Below are 18,958 nucleotides of genomic sequence, written 5' to 3' on the forward strand. Positions count from 1 at the left end.
ATTTAAATTTAATCAGTTTAAACAACAAATTCAAAAAAAGCATCGTCTTATAAGGTTTGAATTCACTTTTCTAAAAATTAGAATTTAATAGTTTAAACTTATAAAAAGATGATCTAAGTAATGATTTGAGTTTGACGGAGTTATAAATATTGCTAAAAATATTAACATTTATATTTTTAATAGAACATCAAAAAATACTAACTTATCATCAATAAAGTTCACTTAATGACCTTTTTTTATATTAACTGTTATGTATTTCAACACTCTGAATGAACCTTCTATTAAAATAGATGGTTCATTTTTTGATTCGCCAATGTAATGGTCGAGTAAGACTAGATGGGATTTTAGTTTCATAATCTCCCTTAGCTGAGTTTATTTGGGCCTGAGTTAGAAATATACTTCCTGTTAAGTCTGCCCCACTCAAATCTGCATCACGCAAGTCCGCTCCAATTAGATCTGCAACTCTTAAATCGGCACCTTTTAAGTTAGCAGCAATTAAATATGCACCTCTTAAATTGGCCCCTACAAGATTGGCATTATTTAAATTAGCTCCAATCAGATCGGCTCCTCTTTCTGCTAACTTTTGAAGTTTTTTAGGATTCTTTAATTGTCTTAAAGCTTCTTTTCTTGCTAATTCACTAGCTCGTAACAACAAAGTATTTACATTAGCACGATGAGCTACAAGATCTATTTTTAAAATCAATTCAGGACCAAGAAGCGTAAACTTTTCTGTTTCTTCTATAATCGTATGTAAGTCATTATGAATTTCACTCGCAGCTTTAAGCGACAAGCTTTCATTCAAATACGAAAGCATCTCATGAAACTGTCTCATAATCGGAAATACTTCAAACATTTCATTAGCAAGTTCAGGTTTTTGACGCCAATCATTACCTTTGTATGTTACTTGTGATACCTTTTGTCCTGCTCCAAAGCAATCAAAAACAGTGCAACCTTTAAAGCCCAACTCTCTTAAATTGGCATGAACCCCACATCTAAAATCTGATTTCAAATTATGGCAAGGAGTCCCTGCTACCTTATCATAAGCAAAATCTGCTGAAGCAGCGAATGGTAATGCGACACAGCATAAACCAAAGCAATTCTCACAATCTGCTTTTAGATTTTCATTTAAATCATCTAAAAGACTTATATTTTCATGTTTATTACTCACAGTCTTACCTCCCTCCATTGAAGACTTTTTACAATAGATTTTTAGTTGTTTATAAAATTTATCGTATCACCGAATTTTTTCAGGGTCAAACAGCTTATTCTTTTCATTTTAGATCCAAACTAAACTGGATCTAATAAAGTAATTTATTTTAAAAGAATTCTTGTTAAACTATAACAACAATAAAAGCATTGCCCTAAGCAATGCCTTAATTGTTGTTATTTTTCACTTTATTTAATTGTTACATTATTTAAAGATGGTACAAAATTAATCCATGTTTGACCTGGAGAAAACTTGATTTCTGTTCCATCTAATGAAAACGGGATTATTCGTCCATTTATATTTTTCCATTGAATACTTCTATACTTTCCATCAACGAAATAGTACCCTTTCCCACCATGAACAAGATCAATTGAACGTCGGCCAGAGCTATCGATTACTTTATGCTGTGCTTCTACAATTAATATATTTTTTATTTGAAGCTCCTTCCCATTCAATGCATCCTTTGCAACAATCCCATTTTGAATACGTTCAAATTGTTTATTCGCACTTAAATACTTGTAGGTCACATTATTATTGGCGCTATGAGAGTACCTTATAAAAACTTCTTCAGTATTTTTCCATGAATTATCAAAAACAACCTCTTCTTGTGTAAAACCTACTGGAGAAACTTTTTCAGAATATGAATAATGTCTCTGGGCAACACCTTTTTCAATGCCCTCTTTTAAAATATAAGAATTATGTGGCGCTTTTCTAGTTTTATCCCTTTTAAAAAGTGTTCCATCATAGATTAATCCGTTCAGAGCATCAATCATTCCAGAGTCCATCATTTGTTTTGCTTTCGGGCTGTTGCCATGACAGATAAATAATGCGTGGTACCCGTTAGCCAAGTTGATGTAATAATCTCTCGCACTACGTACCGGCCCAATTTTCTCAGGTATGTTACTTTGAAAAATAGCTAAAAATCTTGTAATATCACCTTCTGCTAAAATCTCGTATATAACGTCAGCATTACTCAACCCACTTTGTGGTCTAGCTAAGTAAAAATTATTTACCATTACTGCTACTGGTCTTTGCTCACTAACTTGACTAATTGGCAATCCATTTAAAGGAGCATAAATAGTATCAATCTCTTCTTTATCAATCACATGTTCATTTTGATTTTTACCACTCTCATTTTTAACAGTTTTTACAGATTTTTCGCCATGTTTACAACCAACAAGAAGCATACTGATTAAAATTAAAAAGAAAATTTTTTTATACATTGGCTCCCTCACAATCCGGCTTATTTTCTTAAATTGTATTAAATAATTTTTGAAATAGAAAGTTATTTTAAGAATTTTTAAAAAATAAATCCTTCTCTGTTAAATAATCAACTAAAAATTGTTCTTATTTTATCTAGCCTTAAATATTGTATAAAGATAAAAATGTTTAGAGGAGTTGAATTCATATGATTGTAGTTCATTATATAGAGAAGAATGTTGAACTATTAAACCAACTGCTCAAAAATGTCCCTTCTGAAGGTGACAGTATATTTATTAAAGGTCGTAAAGGTACTGTATTAAGCGTTAAACCTATAAACGAAAAACACGTACATGTAATAGTTGAACTAGAGGTTATAAAAAAAGTGCAATTTCTGGCAAAAGATCAAAAAAAGAAAAGAAGATAAGTACTATTTAAAACTTAATGGGGATATCCCCATTTTTTTATTTAATCCACAGTTCATTTTGCCACTAAATCTAGTGATTATACTGTAAACTCAAGTAATAAGATAGATTACTTTTTCAATTATGTTCCAATTATGATAAACTACTAAAAGTTTAATCATTTGAATACAGAGGGAGTTTTATTATGAAGATTAAGAGCATTCACCATGTCGCTATTATTTGCTCTGATTATGAAAAATCTAAAAATTTTTACATAAATATACTAGGTTGTAAGCTAATAGAGGAAACATACAGAGAAGATCGAAACTCATATAAGTTAGACATAAGAGTAGGAAGTAATGAACAAATTGAGCTGTTTTCTTTTCCAAATCCTCCAAAAAGACAAACAAATCCGGAAGCAGTAGGTTTACGCCATTTAGCCTTTAGTGTAAGTAATATTGAAGAGTCAATTCAATATTTACAACAAAATGATGTGATTGTTGAGCCAATTCGCGTCGATGAATTAACAAATAAAAAATTCACATTTTTTAGGGATCCCGATGGTTTACCTTTGGAATTGTACGAAGAATAGTAAAAAAACAACGGGGCTGTCTCTTTAGTCTATTTGACAAAGTGACGGCCCACTTTTTGTTTTTCGGTAATCTTGTACTGTGCTACCACTTAGGTGAAATTCACACGCAATAATCCTAAAGAGATGTTTTTATTTTATCTGTCAGATTAAATTCTTCCCCATTTATTTCTATCGAAACAGGTGGTCCTGATTGTTTTGTAACAGTAATCGATCGTTTTGAAATGGTTATTTCTAGTTTTGCACCTTGCCATATAAAAGGAAAAATCATTTTATCCCAATTAGTAGGTAATTTAGGACTAATCATTAAACGATTAATATCCATCGAAATATTTGCAAAGCCAAAAATTGTTACTAACCAATTAGCACCTAATGAGGCTGCATGGATTCCTTCGTCCGAAGACTTTGGATTTGGTCCTAAATCAATTAGACACCCTTCTTGAAACAGTTGATAAGCACTTTCCTGATCATCACATCTTGCAGCAACAATAGCATGGATTGACTTACTTACTGGCGTATCGTGAACTGTATGCTCCTCGTAGTATTCTAAATTTTCTTTAACGACCTCAGAAGGAAACAATTCAGGAAAAAGATATAAAAGCAGAACTACATCCGCTTGTTTAATCACTTGCATTTCATTTATATCCTGTTGTGTGTAATCTGAATTGATTGCCGGACTTATAATCGACTGTTTATATTCATATAAGTCTATTTCAGTTTTATTTAAAAATGTATCATCCTGCGGTATGATATTTTCATCATTTGGTTTTGGTAAGTACAATCGATTTAAAAAATCAGTTCCTTTTTGTAGTAATTCTGCATCATGGTCATTGTATTTTTCCATAAATTTAATAGCATTTTGCACATTATAAAACGCCATATAATTTGTAAAAGCATTATTATCGATTTGCTCAGTATATTCATCTGGTCCAACTACATTTTTTATGGACAAGACATTATTTTCATCTGATGTACGGCTAATCCAAAAACGAGCTGTTTCTTTGAGCAACTCAAGTCCTTCCTTAGACATAAAAACCTCATCCATTGTACTTTCATAATACTGAACAACAGAAAAAGCAATATCTGCTACGATATGAGAGTTTTGAGTATTATTGTTCATTGAATTATCAGGTGTTTCTTCCTTCCCTGTAAAAGCACTTGCCCAAGGAAATAAAGCTCCTTTATAACCAGAATTAGTTGCTATATTCTGTGCTTCTTTCATATGAATGTAGCGATATTTTAATAATTTTTTAGCTACCTCTGGATCTGTAAATAAATGGAATGGGGCGATAAAAATTTCTGTATTCCATAAGATTAGACCATTGTTGCCTTCGCCCGATAAACCTCTTTCTCCGATACTAAAACGTTCATCATGAGCAGGCGTCATCGCTTCAATATGATATAAAGAGAAATCAATTGCTAACTGATCCATTTTATCTTTCGATGTGATTGTTACCCTTTTTCGCTTCCAAAAATCTTGCCATTTTATAGTTGTACTATCCCTTAATTTATCATAACCTTCAGATAAATATTTTTGCACTGTACTAACGCATGCCGCCGAAGGCTCTTCACGTAAATTATCATTGGATGTATAAACTGAGGTGATTTTTTCAAATTCTACTGGTTTCTCAACTACAAGATCCTGAGTTATTGAAGTCAAAAGCTTATTATTGATAGTAAAAAAAGAGATTTCACTTTCATCAGGAGTAACACAAGTCGTTGCTATCGCAATTTTATAATTGGTCTCTGTTGTTTGATAAACCCCATGCATAATTTTGTTATCTAATACGCGTACTTTTTCTTCCGTGTATTCTTTTTTTCTTTTGTTAGCCGTTTCAGCGTTAATTCCAGTCCTAATTACAATTGAGGCATTACAATCTAAAGAAGTCACCGTTACTTTTGAAGCTAATAAGTGTAGATCATCTTTAGAAACGAATCGTTGAAATACAAAATGGAACCGATTCCCATCTTTGTTTTGCCAAACAATTTCCCGAACAAGTTCACCTGTTAGCATATTTAGCGTACGGTCATAATATGTAAATTGGCCCGTTGAATTTGAAAAGATATCTCCATTTATTTCGATTTCCATCCCAATTACATCTGGAAGATTAACGATTTTGGTCGCTTCATTTGGATACAACTTATTATACAACCCTGCTACATACATACCTCTTTTTTGCCCTTGATAGTCTTCTTCATGAGAAGAACGTAAACCGATGTAGCCATTTCCTAATGCCATTAAACTTTCATACTTATTAATTAACTCTTCGTCAAATTGACTTTCTTTTAATACATTTACTTCATTCATATGAATAAACTCTCACCTTTTTTTTAATTCATCTATTAAAAGTTTGCAATTATTCTTCTATTTTTAAACTAGTTATTTTAAATTTATTACCGGTCTAGTTTTAAATGGTAAGAAAAAACCGTATCATTTTTAAATGACACGGTCGGTTTAAGTTTTCTTTTATTTTTTTACTAGCGTTAATTGCCAAGATACACCATATTTATCATTTACCCATCCGTACTTTTCGCTGAACGGATAAGCTCCTAAAGGCATTAAAACTTGACCATTGTCTGTTAACTTTTCGTATGCATTTTCAATTTCCTCGTCTGATTCACAAGTTACAAATAGTGAAACGGATGGAGTGAATGTAAAGTTATGCTTAATATTACTATCAATACAAATAAATTCTTGGCCATTTAATTTGAAAGTAGCTTTAATTACTTTCCCCTCAAACTCTCCCATTTCTGGCCCATATCGTAAAATATTCACAACTTCTGAATCCTTAAATAATGAAATATAATAATTCATTGCTTCTTCTGCTTGTCCTTCAAACATTAAAAATGTAGTAATCTTTTGCATTTCATTCAAACTCCTAACTAATTATTTATTATTGTAAAAGCTCAATCATTTTAAAGAGCCAACATACTCTCATTTAATAGCTTTAATACTTTATGTAGATTTTCTTTTGAAATTTTTGAATATTGATCACCAATACTTATCTCGCTATAACAAACTTCCTCATCGATCGATCTTAAATTACTTGTAATGCCAATTCCAGTTTCTTTATGAATAGCGATGAGGATAGCGCTAACTTTTTCAAGTGGAGCATGATAATGAATATGAAACATATTCGAAACTGGAGTATGAGGAATTGTATGAATAGAATGACAGTTATTAAACAATTCAGCAAGTTCTACTGCATTTTTATAATATTGCTCCATTTTATTTTCTCTTTTATCAAAATAATAATTAGCACTAACTATGTATGGATATAGACTAATCAAATCTCCACCATGTCGCCTTTTCCATACTTTAGATTCATTTATAAATCCTTTTTCGCCTGCAAGAATTGCGCCAGCAACTCCTCCTATTCCTTTATAAAAAGACAGATAGACACTATCAAATAAGCTACAAACTTCAGCAGCCGTCTTTTTATAGTATGGAAGAATTTCCATTAATCTAGCACCATCTAAATGTAGTTTTATCCCTTTTTCACGACAAAAGGAAGAGATTGCTTCTAATGTTTCATATGTTGGTAATTGCCCACCAATTTCTCGTTGAGGTAATTCCAACAATAAACAAGAGATATCTTCATCTATCGCTAAAACATCCTCCAACTCAATCATTCGATTCTTATCTGCTAATAATATTGGTTGGATACTATGTAATACTTTTAATCCATCTTCTTCATGAATTTCTAAATGACTTAATGGATGATAAGCTACTTTTTTAATCCCTTTTTGATCGCACCAAATTCTTAATGCAATTTGTTGTGCCATCGTACCACTTGGAAAAAATACCGCTGATTCTTTCCCTAAGAAATTTGCCATTTTTTCTTGAAAATTTTCAATAAAATTTCCACTTCCATATATGTCACTTTCTTCGTTATCATCTAACTCATTTAATGCTTCTTTTAGAATTTGAATCGATCTAAACCCATGTCCAACAATCTGCTGCTTAGTATTTTGAAACGATTCTAAAAAGGGATTATTCTTTTTCAAACTAAACCTCTTCCTTCCGACATTTAATATACGAATAACTTACTATACCTTTTCTTCATTCATACAATAAAATCCTTGATACTTAGAAAATTAGTATGATAACTGATAAATTAAAAACCGTTCATTTTGATTTTGTTCATATACATCAGGTAGTATAATCTCTTTTTTTAATTCAAAGGCAGTCTGGTTTTCTAAAAAATAAATATAATCATCCGAGCTATAATATAAAATAATTTCTACTTCTCTGTTTGTTTGTTCAACTGAAATTAAAATATTGTTAATAATATTCATAAAAATTTGGATTGAAAATGGATTAAAAAAATAAAAACGATTATCATATTGTTCAATTTTATAGTCTTCTGCCAAGCAACAGTTAAAAAGGATTTTGTCCTCACTCATCTTTGTTTTCTGAATGTAATTCTTTTTATTCTCAAGTGCTTGCTCGTAATACTCCTCATTCATTTCGACTCCAATAACAGTCGAGCCAAATAAACTATTAATATAAAAATTTAATCTCCCTTTTCCACAACCGAAATCTACTACCCGATCATTCTTTGTAAAAGTATATTGTTTAAATAGCTGCTCTAGAGCACTATACGGAGTCGGCTCATAGCGATGATAATGAAAGGATTCATTAAAACCTTTTTGTTCCCCTTCCGTTTTTATATTTAATAAATCATCATAATATTTATCATTCATTTTTTTACCACCATTCAATCATATTAACTATTAACTCTATTATATTTAAGAGCAGGAATAAGGAAAAGCAGGACCAAGAGGAAAACTAATAAAAGATTATAGAGAATTTTATAATTTCCCCTAAGATTCCTGTCCAATATGCTCTCCTGCTCTTCCTGCTCTTAAATTCTCCCACCTTCCACTCCAATCAATCTCTTTAAAGCTATATACTAAATAAACTATAAAAACTATCTGTTTTGTAAAATATCATCACTAACATTAACAGGCCCTTGTTTAAAAACCTAAATGGACTTATGTAAGAATAAAGTTATATAAGGGGCGGAAGTAAAAAGACAATCGCTCTTCAATAAAAAAAGCGTGTTAATTAAACACACTTCATTGTGTGGACAAAGTCCTATTTATCTGATTTTCAGACTGATTGAAAACGCTTGTCTTTCGAGGCGTAAAGCCTGGCGAGGAGCGGAGTTACCCTTAATGGTAATGAGCACCACAGACAGGCGAATTAACGAAGAAAGCGAGCGTTTGGCGGGCAGTCTGAAGCCAGCTAATTAAACACGCTTTAACTTGAACTTTTGTCCTGCTCCAATAAACTTTAATAAAGATAAATCATTGTCAATAACCTTGCCGATTACATTGACTTTTTCATCGCTTGGTAGGTTAGTTAGCATAATTTGTAGTTCACCTCCATATCTACCGTATAATTCATTATCAATTGTTATTGAACCGATTGTCCGATCAATTGTATTATCAGGGCTTAATTTAGATTCTCCGAAGCTACCGTATAACCTAGATTCCATTGAACGAATAACATCACGAGCAGGATCTTCGCGATTTGTTTGAACCTTTTCTACTATTGAAAGGATTGTTTCTTCATTTGTATATGGTCTATATTGTAGTGGAATAAAGTCTTTTGCATTTGAAAGCATCTTCATCGATTCTACTTTTATGCTTATATCACCAATGATGACTTTATCAATGAAACAATTTTGTACTAAATCTAAATATGCATGTAAAGGACTCATTCCACGATGCTTTTCTAACGTTGGTAAACCTTTAAAAAGTGGACCTCGCATTTCATCATTTCCGGAAATAAAAGCCATCGTTAAGATACCATAGTCTTTTAACCATTTATTTTTTTCTTTTAAATATCTTGTAGCTAATCCCGTTTCCGGACGTGGATAAAAGTTATGCCATGCTTCTACGTTATCAGTCTGTAAACCTTGTCTAAGTAATTCCTCTAAAAAACTAGGTGTAAGCGTGCTTGCATTCAGTGCGATCTTCATTTTTTTAGAAAGTTTCGCTATTTGGTTTTCGTTCAGTCCATAATCAATTCGTAAGCCTGTAACTCCCCAATTTTGAAGCTCAGTAACAGTTGAGTAATCTAATCCTAAATGCGAAAGTGATTTAGCAGAAATGTCTGCCATAAGCTCCATTCCATTATCGATCGCTTGCGAACCTAGTATTTGGAGAAGTTCCTTATACGTTGACGGATCGTCTTCGGGAATGTGAAGTGATGTAAATATTGACTTGAACCCATTAGCTTTTGCTGTTTGGATATAACGCTTATTCTTCTCTATATTTTCTTTGGATAAATAGATTGATATACCTAACATGGCCTCTCCTCTTTTCCTAAAATGCATTTCATTACATTTGCTTATTATTTTAACTCTATGAAATTAAAAGTCAATGAGTCATAAATTTATTATGAAATTAAATTTCATTCCATTTGTGATAATTTCCCAATTTTTATTTTATGAACGTAAAAAAGAAAGGCAACATTCTGTTGCCTTTCCTTTCTAACTATTATTTATAAACTACAATCGCTCCAACTGATTTATCAGTAGCTTGACCGTTTACTCGAACTTTTAAACCATAGTGTCCGATGTTTCTACCAGCATCTGGTAAGAATACATTGTTGTAGTCTTTGCTGTCATTAAATAATGATACACTTTCTTGACTTGGAGATGTTAAATTTTGTCCATTTGAATAAGTAATATTATAACCAGATGTTGAATTTAAACCGAATGCTGCATCAGCTACATGGAAACGAGAAGATGCTTCAGCGCCAGTGTTCCATAATAAGTTTGTATCATCATGCGCATCAACAACACCAAGGAAACCATCACCTGGGTGAACACCTGTCCAGTTATCTGTAAAGCTATCATCAACATACCAAACTACTAATCCACCATCGTAATTTAATAAAGAGTTTCCACGCTTAATGTGAGCTAAACCTTCGTCAACTCCTTTTTGATTACGCCATTCTAATAAGTAGTAATGATTTGCATACTTGTTACCATCGAATTTTGAAAATCCTTGTAAAGTAAATGGAGAAGTTGCATTTTCAGCACCATCATCAACAATTGTAGAACCATCGGCTACTACTTTAATATTATCAGCAAAGAATCCTGTAAACGAACTACCCCAGTCAGTTGCAGAACGTAAACGAAGCTGAATCTTTTTACCTTTGTATGCTGATAAATCAAATGATTGTGCTTGCCATCCATTTGAATTTCCAGTAAATCCAGGCATAGAGTTTAGGATCGTTGGGTATCCTTCAGGAACAACATCACTTCTAGTATTGCTGTTACCTAATGACGACCAAGTAGCTCCATTATCTGTTGACACTTGAACAAATGCGAAATCCCATTGCTCTTCCATGTCGTACCATGCGTCAAATGTTAATGTTGCTGTTGATTTACCTGTTAAATCAACTGTTGTTACCATGCTGTTATCCATTTCATCTGCTTGTCCACCCCAATACTCATAAGTGCCAGCAGCTGGTTTATTAATAGGTACTACCTTTTTCGGTAAATTCACTTGAATCGCTTGGTTATTTTGACCATTTGGTGAATTTGCTTGGTCTAATAAGAATTGAGTACCTTTTGTAGATACATCATCCCAATTTACAACAGTTGGGTTTGTCCATTTTCCACCTAAAGTTGATTGGAAATATGATTTAGCCCAAGGAGAGAAACCAGTTGGCTCTGTACCTGGAATTTTTCCAGCCCAAGATCCAGCTGACATGATTGACCAATATTCAACTGCTTCACCTGCACCAGAATAAATTGTATCGTATTCATCTGGTAAACCTAAATCATGACCATATTCGTGTGCGAATACACCTGTTGCACCGTCTTCAGGCATCATAGTGTAATCATAGAAACCAGGTAAACCTTTTCCTAGTCCATCTGGATCTACGAATTTAGCAGAACGGTGTGACCAAATTGCATTATCTCCAAGTGATCCACCACCAGCTTCTTGTCCCATACCTGAGTGGATGATTTGAAGGTGATCAACTAAACCATCTGGCTCCCAGAAGTTTCCATCTCCGTCTAAATCATGTGGATCTTCTAAATCATAATCTTGTAAAGGAACGCCAGCAGCTTTTGCAGCAGCATAAGCATCAATTACTAATTGTTTTGATCCGCCTGGTGTTACATTATCATGTCCAGTTTTAGCATCTTTTCCATAAAACGCTGCAGTACCAGGTACTTTTAACCAGCCATATGCATTTCCATCAACTGTATAAGTACCACCAGATTGTTGTTCATAATATTGTTTTTGTGACAGGAAAGTTTCTCCATTTGGACCTTTAACACCATCTTTACCAAAAATCATATCTTCATAGTGTTGTGGAGTATAATCTGAATAGTAGTTGTCTGTCTCTTCCTTTTTAATGTTGTTATGAGGAAAATCAGAATACTCTACCATTAAAGTTAATAGTTTGCCTTTCTTAACAATACCGGGTGAAGCTGATTCTTGAACAGGGTCTGGATTGCCCTTTAATTGACCATTTTTCTTACCATTTCCATGTAATAGCCCATTATTAAACTTTTTAAAATCACTATGTTTAGTAGATTCAGCTTTCTTTACTTTGTTGGCAATTGGATCTTTTTCAGTTACTAGATCTGCTTGTCCTTTAACCTCTAAATAGTTCTGTAAAGCCGCTTGCTTCTGTGCTTCCGAAGCACTTGCTGAAACCACTCCACGTTTAACTAATGCAGCTAATAACTTTTCATCGTTAACTAACGATAAATCTAAAGTACTTTTTGAATGCTTTGCTAATTCGCTATGTACTTTACTTTGACTTGCAGACGATGCCTGTTTTAGTGGAATTCCGGAAAATAATGTTCCAGCAACCACTACTGAAGCAAAACTAGATAATACAAATTTGTTCAAAACATATCCCCCCCATTATTAATATAATTAAAGTACATTTTAATAATATTCTAAAAATTCCTTAAATTATAGAGGTTATTTTACTTCAAATACCGACATGATTCACATAAAATTTACAAAAAATTTATAAACACACAAAAAAAATGCCGAGAATTCGGCATTTTTTTAAACTTATTTACATGTTTTATGCTAAGTTTCTTTCACATTTCTTATTATCTTCTAAGTTTATTTGCTTCCTCACTGTATTCGTGAAGCTTACTTGAGACTTTATTGCCAATTTGGTTAAAACAAATTACATATAAAGCATCGATTATATTTAATTGTGCCATTTTTGATGCGATACTCCCGATTCGATTATCCTGTTCCATATCAGGAGTACATAGTTTTATATCTGCTTCTTTAAATAGTGGCGATTTACCAAGCTTAGTGATTGCAATGATTGTAGCACCTTTCTTCTTCGCGAAACGAGAAAGTTCTAAAACATCCCTTGTTTTACCTGAATTGGAAATGGCAACAAAAATATCACCTTCTTCCATATGTCCTACTAATGTTATGACCATATGAAAATCCGGGGACATTACAGCATGATATCCTAGTTTCCCAAACTTATACGCTCCATCCATTGCAGATACAGCTGAACCTCCTACACCGTAAAATATTATTCTTTTCGCTTTTACAATTTCTTCAGTGGCTTTCTCTAGTTCTCTTTTATCTAAAGTTGATACTGTTGCTTCTATTGCAGCCTTATTTACGTATGTAACTTTATTAAATAAATCATACGGTGTATCTTTTTTCTCCATTACAGAAAAATCATTGATATTCATCTCGGCAACAGTAAGATCTCTTACTAAAGCAATTTTAAAAGCTTTGAAGCTTCCGATTCCGATTGTTTTACAAAACCTTACGACACTCGCTTCACTAGCACCTGTATTTTTAGAAATATCTTTAGTTGTTAAGTTAGGTACGATTTCTGCATGCTCCATAATATAAACAGCAATTTTTTTTTCAGCTTGAGTAAATCGTTCCATATAATTTTCTATTTTTGATAAGATTGTTAAATGTTTCATTTTACTAAACACCCTTCTCCCAGTACATACGATTACTATTACCTCTATTATGAACCAAATAACTTAAAAATCATATCAATATACTAATTAAAAAATAGATTTACTCATCTCTACTTCAATCACTTTTGTCCTTAAGGTTAAACTAGTAATTATATATTAATGAGGATTAGACAAACAAAGTATCTTACAACATTAAGTAAGATACTTTTTCAGAGTGTTGAAATAGATAACGGTCAATTTCAGGCTATTGAACAATCATATCAAATAATTACCAAATTTTCTTAAAGGAAGTTGAGTGTTGTTCATTTCCACTACAGTATGCTCGCTTTCCATGGGGCGAAACCTGAGCCTCCTCGGCAAGCCTGCGGGGTCTTTAGCCTTTCCGCATTTCCCATAGGAGTCGATCATCCTTTCGTTCCAATCAACTTTTCCTCTAAAAAAAGTATTCATTAAGAACGATTTAAATATCCTTTACTTAGAACAAATTATTAATCACTTTTACGATTTGAATTTATGTAAGATACTTTGTTTTACATTACAAATTCTAAAACATTATTCTTTTTGAAATCATCTAATATATTTTGTTCAAGAAAAAGATTTAACTCATCTCTATTGCACCACTTATATTCACTATGCTCCTCTGAAAGCCTTACATCTCTATTCGAACTTGTACATAAATAAGTTAAAATGACTACTTGTCTTTTAGGATTAGTATTAAATGTTGATGCAAACAATAGATTCTCTACATTTATTTCTACTCCTACCTCTTCTTTAACCTCTCTAATTAGAGCTTGTTCTAAAGATTCACCAAAGTCAATTTTACCTCCTGCACATTCCCATGTACCAGCACCTACTTCATCATTTGAGGAACGTTTTACGATTAAAGCTTTACCATCATTTATAATCAATCCTTTTACTGCTACAACAGTTTCTCTCTCGTTTTCCATATTAAACACCCCTTCAATATCAGAAATAAGGTAAGGTTTGGTAAAGATTCTAGGAAAAAATTTTACTAGGTTCCAAACCAGCCTATCTTTTTTCTTATATTTTCTTACTTTAGTTTTTCCATGTAAATACATATCGTAGAATCAAAAAAAAGTGCAGGGATATTTCCCCTGCACTTTTTTTTGCTAATCATTTTTACTGTAATACTGTAACTGTCTGCGGTTTAACTGATACTTTAAAGCCATCTTTACTAGTTACATCAGCTGATATTGTATACGTACCACTTGGAACGTCTGCTTCCGGAGTCCATTTCAAGTGAATTTCATTTTGATTTTCTACATCAAGTGTATCGATCACGTTACCATTTACATCTTTCACATTAATTTTCCAATTAACATTGTTATTTGCAAATGCATTAATTCCTGCAGGTGTTTTTGCATTTATATTTTTATTTGGAGATACACTAAAGTAGCTAACAAGCATTCCTTCATTAATATAAGAAGGGTCTCCCCAAACTGTGTAGCTTTGGTTTAGGGCATAATCTACTCCTAAAACTACTACGCTTTTTGGCTCTTCTTTTACAATTGTAGATGTTGCACCTTGTGGTAGTAACTTATATTTGCCGTTATACCAAATGATTGCTCCATTATAACCACTGCCACTATCATCCGCTTTGAATGAGATTTCATATTGACCACTTTTTGGTTTTACTTGAATATCTGAGACAACTGGTGCAACCGAGTCAATATACAATGGAAGTTTTACGATTTGTGGCTTCGCACCTTTATAATCAAGTGTTGATTTTATAACAAAGTTATAAACGCCATCTGTAACTACTTGCCCGTTTTGGTCTTTTAAATCCCAACCATAACCAGTATTCAAATAGTCTCTAAAAGACATGATGTTTTTTCTGAATTTCCACGGCCTTCCAGTATATTCACTAAAATCACCTAAGTATTGAACTAATTCACCTTTTTCATTTTCTACATACATCTCTGTTTTTTGCAAATTACGCAGCACAGTAAATGATGGATATACTTCTTTTAATGGAGCGTTAGGAGACATTACAATATGATCCATATTAAATTGACCCGTTTTTGGATCATATCCTAATGGGTATGATCCTTCTGCTCCAATTTCATCATTCCATAGCGTTGTATAACCTAAGAACGCATCTTTATCATATGCTGCTGGATCAATATTTTGAGGTTGATCCCATTCACCGTAATATCCCATGTAAGGTACTGTTAATGGTACAGCAGAATCACTATTTTTCCCAGAAGGTACTAGACGTACATATCCTTCAACGAATGAACCTTTCTTCACACTTGATGGAAGTTGAATTTGAATATCTAAATTCTTTTCTTGGCTCGGTTTTATTTTTAACGTTTTTCCTTCTGTAACTGTTACTGTATCTCCATTTACAGTTGCCTTAGCATCTTTTACACGTTCACTTTTTAACGTTAAATATTCTTTAGAGTTCAATGCTCCATCATTGTCTAGGTCAAATTCTTTTGTTTCTCTGCCGTCCTTTAAAACGTCCACGTATACTTGATATTCCAAATCTTTTACGCTTGCATTTTGAAGAGCTTCCGCATTTAATTTGAAGTGAATGTTATTGCTAACTTCTTTTAACGCAACTGCTCCTGCTTGCTCAAGTGGGGTTTTCTCTCTTGTCACAAGTACAGGTGTTTTAATCGCATTTTGAATTTGCATTAGACCAGATCCTTGAACTCTCGGTGAGTAAGGTACTTCATTATTTGTACGAGGATCCTGTACTAGTTTAGCAGTATTCATTAAAGCAATTTTAGCTTTTAATGCTGAATCTTCTGAATGTTTTAAGCCTTTTTCATAAAGTGATTGTAGAACCAGTGCTGAACCACCAGCAACATGTGGAGATGCCATAGAAGTACCACTCATAACCTCATAACCGTTGTCCGGGACTGTAGAGTATATATTACCTCCTGGTGCTGATATTTCTGGTTTAAAGTCTAATGTATGTGGAGCGCCATACGATGAAAAGTATGACATTGTATTCTTATTCGGATTGTCAATATATACACCTTTAGACGGCTTCATTTTTACGATTGAACCGCTCGTTAACTTCGAAATCAATTGATCACCGATCGCCTTACTAGTCGTAGCTGCAGGTGTATTAAAAAAAGTACTCCAATAAACAAGTGGGTAATCTTTATCATTATTTGCAGGTACAAGGATTACTGCTTTTGCGTTTTTCTTTTTTGCTTCAGATTGAATATAAGAGTATGTAGCATACATTTCCTTTGGTTTCGCCACAACAATCTTGCCTGTTAGGTCGCCAAGATTTTTGAAATCTGGAGTCTTTCCTTCTCCTACGTATACCATTTCATAAGATTCTAACGGAGATAATACTTTAGAAAGATTGAAGTTATATTGTGTTTGATCTTGATATGGAAGCTGTAATCCATTTTCTTCCTGAAGTGTACTCATATGTATGCTTGTATTTTCATATGAAGCAACAGAAATAGCATAAGGACTTACCCCTGGTTCTCCAACTGTACCAATATCAGGGTTTTCAGCATACGGTTGTGCAGAAGACTGCAATAGATTATTTTTAGTACTATATGCGGAGTTTCCACCCGAAACAACGACTAGCGTACCTTGTTCTGTCGCCACTCGAATTGCTTTTTGAATTGGATCATCTTCCTCACTAACATAACCTGAATCCGTACCTAAGCTCATATTAATGACATCTGCACCCATTGTAACCGCGTGCTCGATACCAGCAATAATGTCATCTTCATATGCACCGTTTTCATTATCGGAGAATACTTTTTCAGCTAACAACTGTACGCCTGGAGCAATTCCTTGTACACCGTCATTTGAATCATCACCATTCGCACCTACTGTACCTGCTACGTGCATACCATGATAATTGTCTGCATTATGTGGAATTACGTCTGTATCATGATCAGCCCAGTCATATCCTGTTGGGACTTTGTCACTGTACCATACATCATCAACGGTCGTTTCAGCGAGTTTTCCTTTAATATTTTCTTGCGTCCATTTTTCTTTCGCTTTTCCTTTGTCTGTAATGGTCATGTCTTTATGCTTGTAGTCAATACCTGTATCAACAATCGCTACAAGCAATCCTTCTCCTTGATATCCATAACTTTTCCATACCTTTTGGGCTTGTACCAATTCTTTACTAGCACCCATTGACTGTTTGAACTTTCTTGCAATATGTACATTCGTAACCCCAGGAGTTGCTTGGATATCTTTTAAATTTTTATATTCAGTATCCATACTAAAACCATTAAAGCCTTCGAAAAAGCGTTGATTTATTTTAGGTACTGCTCTTCCTTTTGAAATATGCGAAATTACTTGATCTTGCTCCTGTTTAAAACGTACTTTTTTAGTTTGAGTAGACTCATCCGAAATTGCTGGTTGCTCAACCTCGACAATTACACGTACCTTTTCATTTGGTTTATACGGTTGCAAATCACCATTTTCATTTAGATTTTTATAGCCAAATGGGTCTACTCCTTCTTCACCAGCCTTTTTCTGCTCATCAGCAAAAATCTTTTGACCTTGTTTTGCAATTTCATCCAAACTTGGAGCTGGTACTTGATTTTCACTTGTCCCTTCAGCAAAACCAGTCGATGTAAATAACATTGAAACTAAAGTCGTTGTCGCGAGCACCTTATAAGGAAATCCTCTTCTTTTCTTCATTTTTACTCTCCTCTTCAGAAACTATAATTTACTTACTCTATCAAAATAAAAGCTCTGTTAATGTGAAATGTTGATATCTTACAAGAATATTTTTGAAGTTTGTTATAGAATTTAAGTTAGAATATTTAAAGACATTGATTGGAGTGGAAGGTGCGAGACTCCTATGGGAGTAGCGGGAAGGGTGAGACCCCGCAGGCTTGCCGAGGAGGCTAAAGCCTCACGCCCCATGGAAAGCGAGCATCCTGGAACGGAAATCAACATTTTTTTCTAACAAAGCCCAAATATTAATAGATTGAATTCAAAAAAGCCCAATGAAATACTAATGTTCTACGAGTAAAATTTAATACATTATTAATTTTAAATAGATACTCTCTATAATCATATTGGGTTAATCAAACGGACTTTTGGCATATTCGATTCAATACGTGAATGATAAAATTGAGTAGAAAAAAAGAAAGTTTTGACTCATTTAGTCGAGGAAGTTCGAAAAAAATTTATGATATCGGGTTAATTTAGAAAAATGTTGAGACAATTTAATATTAATTTAGAAAAATAGAATCATAATTTAAATTTCATTTAAGAAGCAAATTCAAAGTTAGGTAAATATAAGGAAACATCAAAAAAATAAATAATCGTTCTTTCCTATTTTAACAACAAGTTTCTACCTATTTCTCAGTAGATCATTGATAAGTTTCAAGGAAATAAGTCAGTTAGCTATTAGTCTATCGATTCGGTTTTTCTTCATTTAAAAATTTCTGAATATTCCACATAATTTTCTAATCTTTGTTTGTTAAATTACCGTTTTTTGGATAAAATGGTTTTGTAGGCCTTAAAGTATTGAATACATAACAAATAGGAGTGAATAAAATGCCAATCGATGTTTATTTAAATTTTAATGGAAATACACGTGAAGCAGTTGAGTTCTATGCAACTGTATTTAACACAG

13 protein-coding genes and 1 pseudogene are annotated in these 18,958 nt (G+C 33.1%); 3 read left to right on the plus strand and 11 right to left on the minus strand.

Annotated elements, in window-relative coordinates; genetic code table 11:
- Nucleotides 1-295 precede the first annotated feature (295 nt).
- Both B7R67_RS19855 and B7R67_RS19860 read right to left on the minus strand, forming a co-directional pair.
- Nucleotides 296-1,186: a pentapeptide repeat-containing protein gene (locus tag B7R67_RS19855; RefSeq protein WP_088072727.1), complete on the minus strand. Its 891-nt coding sequence runs from the start codon at nucleotides 1,184-1,186 to the stop codon at nucleotides 296-298.
- Between the two features lie 209 nt (nucleotides 1,187-1,395).
- Entirely contained in the window at nucleotides 1,396-2,430 is a 1,035-nt protein-coding gene (locus B7R67_RS19860; protein WP_088072728.1) for a DUF3048 domain-containing protein, read from the minus strand.
- A gap of 185 nt (nucleotides 2,431-2,615) precedes the next feature.
- Here B7R67_RS19860 and B7R67_RS19865 point away from each other — a divergent pair, with 185 nt between their 5' ends.
- Nucleotides 2,616-2,834: a hypothetical protein gene (locus B7R67_RS19865; RefSeq protein WP_088072729.1), complete on the plus strand. Its 219-nt coding sequence runs from the start codon at nucleotides 2,616-2,618 to the stop codon at nucleotides 2,832-2,834.
- 182 nt (nucleotides 2,835-3,016) lie between these two features.
- Nucleotides 3,017-3,403, plus strand: coding sequence for an SMU1112c/YaeR family gloxylase I-like metalloprotein (gene gloA2, locus B7R67_RS19870; protein ID WP_088072730.1), 387 nt, complete (start codon nucleotides 3,017-3,019; stop codon nucleotides 3,401-3,403).
- Between the two features lie 115 nt (nucleotides 3,404-3,518).
- Here gloA2 and B7R67_RS19875 read toward each other — a convergent pair whose 3' ends face one another.
- The 9 genes from B7R67_RS19875 to B7R67_RS19915 all read right to left on the minus strand — a co-directional run bounded on the left by B7R67_RS19875 (nucleotide 3,519) and on the right by B7R67_RS19915 (nucleotide 18,012).
- Nucleotides 3,519-5,708 carry a glycosyl hydrolase family 65 protein gene (locus B7R67_RS19875; RefSeq protein WP_088072731.1) on the minus strand — a complete coding sequence of 730 codons (2,190 nt, stop codon included), beginning with the start codon at nucleotides 5,706-5,708 and terminating at the stop codon, nucleotides 3,519-3,521.
- 159 nt (nucleotides 5,709-5,867) lie between these two features.
- Nucleotides 5,868-6,266 (minus strand): VOC family protein, encoded by a 399-nt coding sequence (locus B7R67_RS19880; RefSeq protein ID WP_088072732.1) that lies wholly within the window; start codon nucleotides 6,264-6,266, stop codon nucleotides 5,868-5,870.
- A gap of 50 nt (nucleotides 6,267-6,316) precedes the next feature.
- Nucleotides 6,317-7,408 (minus strand): threonine aldolase family protein, encoded by a 1,092-nt coding sequence (locus B7R67_RS19885; RefSeq protein WP_088072733.1) that lies wholly within the window; start codon nucleotides 7,406-7,408, stop codon nucleotides 6,317-6,319.
- Nucleotides 7,409-7,498: 90 nt separating this feature from the next.
- Complete coding sequence (locus tag B7R67_RS19890) at nucleotides 7,499-8,107, minus strand: methyltransferase (protein ID WP_088072734.1); 609 nt, start codon at nucleotides 8,105-8,107, stop codon at nucleotides 7,499-7,501.
- Nucleotides 8,108-8,655: 548 nt separating this feature from the next.
- On the minus strand, nucleotides 8,656-9,720 hold the full coding sequence (locus B7R67_RS19895) for a DUF871 domain-containing protein (RefSeq protein ID WP_088072735.1): 1,065 nt from the start codon (nucleotides 9,718-9,720) through the stop codon (nucleotides 8,656-8,658).
- Between the two features lie 190 nt (nucleotides 9,721-9,910).
- Nucleotides 9,911-12,289: an immune inhibitor A domain-containing protein gene (locus tag B7R67_RS19900; protein ID WP_088072736.1), complete on the minus strand. Its 2,379-nt coding sequence runs from the start codon at nucleotides 12,287-12,289 to the stop codon at nucleotides 9,911-9,913.
- A gap of 212 nt (nucleotides 12,290-12,501) precedes the next feature.
- Complete coding sequence (locus B7R67_RS19905; RefSeq protein WP_088072737.1) at nucleotides 12,502-13,356, minus strand: MurR/RpiR family transcriptional regulator; 855 nt, start codon at nucleotides 13,354-13,356, stop codon at nucleotides 12,502-12,504.
- A 530-nt stretch (nucleotides 13,357-13,886) separates the two neighbouring features.
- Complete coding sequence (locus B7R67_RS19910; RefSeq protein ID WP_088072739.1) at nucleotides 13,887-14,303, minus strand: NUDIX hydrolase; 417 nt, start codon at nucleotides 14,301-14,303, stop codon at nucleotides 13,887-13,889.
- A gap of 193 nt (nucleotides 14,304-14,496) precedes the next feature.
- Entirely contained in the window at nucleotides 14,497-18,012 is a 3,516-nt protein-coding gene (locus tag B7R67_RS19915; protein ID WP_088072738.1) for a S8 family serine peptidase, read from the minus strand.
- A gap of 867 nt (nucleotides 18,013-18,879) precedes the next feature.
- Between B7R67_RS19915 and B7R67_RS22595 the strand changes: the two are divergent.
- A pseudogene (locus B7R67_RS22595) lies at nucleotides 18,880-18,958 on the plus strand (VOC family protein); the annotation flags it as partial.

It is taken from the genome of Gottfriedia luciferensis, from assembly GCF_002156865.1.
Lineage (GTDB): Bacteria > Bacillota > Bacilli > Bacillales > Bacillaceae_G > Gottfriedia > Gottfriedia luciferensis.

Bases quoted from the DNA above. Each gene is read 5' to 3' on its own strand.
- B7R67_RS19855 (WP_088072727.1), bottom strand. From the start codon at position 1,186: ATGGAGGGAGGTAAGACTGTGAGTAATAAACATGAAAATATAAGTCTT.
- B7R67_RS19875 (WP_088072731.1), bottom strand. From the start codon at position 5,708: ATGAATGAAGTAAATGTATTAAAAGAAAGTCAATTTGACGAAGAGTTA.
- B7R67_RS19910 (WP_088072739.1), bottom strand. From the start codon at position 14,303: ATGGAAAACGAGAGAGAAACTGTTGTAGCAGTAAAAGGATTGATTATA.
- B7R67_RS19860 (WP_088072728.1), bottom strand. From the start codon at position 2,430: ATGTATAAAAAAATTTTCTTTTTAATTTTAATCAGTATGCTTCTTGTT.
- B7R67_RS19895 (WP_088072735.1), bottom strand. From the start codon at position 9,720: ATGTTAGGTATATCAATCTATTTATCCAAAGAAAATATAGAGAAGAAT.
- B7R67_RS19915 (WP_088072738.1), bottom strand. From the start codon at position 18,012: ATGAAGAAAAGAAGAGGATTTCCTTATAAGGTGCTCGCGACAACGACT.
- B7R67_RS19905 (WP_088072737.1), bottom strand. From the start codon at position 13,356: ATGAAACATTTAACAATCTTATCAAAAATAGAAAATTATATGGAACGA.
- gloA2 (WP_088072730.1), top strand. From the start codon at position 3,017: ATGAAGATTAAGAGCATTCACCATGTCGCTATTATTTGCTCTGATTAT.
- B7R67_RS19890 (WP_088072734.1), bottom strand. From the start codon at position 8,107: ATGAATGATAAATATTATGATGATTTATTAAATATAAAAACGGAAGGG.
- B7R67_RS19880 (WP_088072732.1), bottom strand. From the start codon at position 6,266: ATGCAAAAGATTACTACATTTTTAATGTTTGAAGGACAAGCAGAAGAA.
- B7R67_RS19865 (WP_088072729.1), top strand. From the start codon at position 2,616: ATGATTGTAGTTCATTATATAGAGAAGAATGTTGAACTATTAAACCAA.